The organism is Gottfriedia sp. NPDC057948, from assembly GCF_042887255.1.
Lineage (GTDB): Bacteria > Bacillota > Bacilli > Bacillales > Bacillaceae_G > Gottfriedia.
Genome location: NZ_JBHVPN010000048.1, coordinates 1 through 1,048 on the forward strand (window position 1 = coordinate 1; position 1,048 = coordinate 1,048).

At 33.4% G+C, this 1,048-nt stretch carries 1 pseudogene; it reads right to left on the bottom strand.

Annotation, left to right across the window (positions count from 1 at the left end):
- Window positions 1-1,048, bottom strand: a pseudogene (locus ACFVRR_RS24300) (IS3 family transposase); the annotation flags it as partial.

The window sequence follows — 1,048 nt, forward strand, 5'->3', positions numbered from 1 at the left end:
TTTAAGGAGATGATTTCTGTATTGTACAGGGGTCATCTTCTTTAATTTCCACTGATATCTATAATGATTGTAATACTTCATATAATGTTTTATTTTTTTATTGAGCTCGTCAAAATTTTGACATGACTTAATAGAGGCCTCATCTTTAAAATGGCCAAAGAATGATTCTTGTGGTGCGTTATCCCAACAGTTTCCACGTCTAGACATTGATTGAATTAAACCCAGTTTTTTCACTAGTTTTTGAAAGTCTGGGTGAGTATAATGTGTTCCTTGATCTGAATGAATGAGTGCACCCTTTACTTTCCTAAAATTACGATTCTTTTTTAACTTTCGAAGTGTATCTGTAGCTAATTCCATTGTAAGTCGGTCTGAAATATGGTAAGCCATTATTTCATTAGTTGAACTATCTAAAATTGTTGATAAATATGCTTTCTGACTCTTACCGTATTTTAGGTATGTAATATCAGTTAGAAGGGCTTTCCCAGGTACACCTTGTTTGAATTGACGATTCAATCGGTTTGGCACTACTCTATGTTCTTTAGTAGCCTTCATCATTCGTCTGTAGGGATTTGCCTTTCTAATTGGGCAAACTATACCGTATTTTTTCATGATTCGTCTTATACGTTTCAAATTGTAGACAATCTTAAATTGACCCGCCAATGTAGTCTTGATTTGGCGTGCCCCCTTTTTATAACGTTTAAAACGATATGCTTTTAAGATATTCTCTTTTGAAATTTCATCCTTTTCATCTTGTAGCTTTCTTCGCTCTTGTGACTTAATAGAAAAGTAATTATAATAACCACTTCTTGATACGCCAGCTATCTTACAAAGGTAAGTTACCATATGCTTTAATTCAAACTTTTCAATTATGGAACGAATTAGAGTATATTTTTGGCTAGGAGAAATAACTACTACTTCATCCTCCCCTCTAAGAAACGAATCTTTTTTAGTAGTTCATTTTCAGCTTTAAGTAGATTAATTTCTGCTTCTAAACGAGCGTTCTTTTCCTCCAAAGTTAGTTCTCGATTTAAAGGTCTTCCTGAGCTAT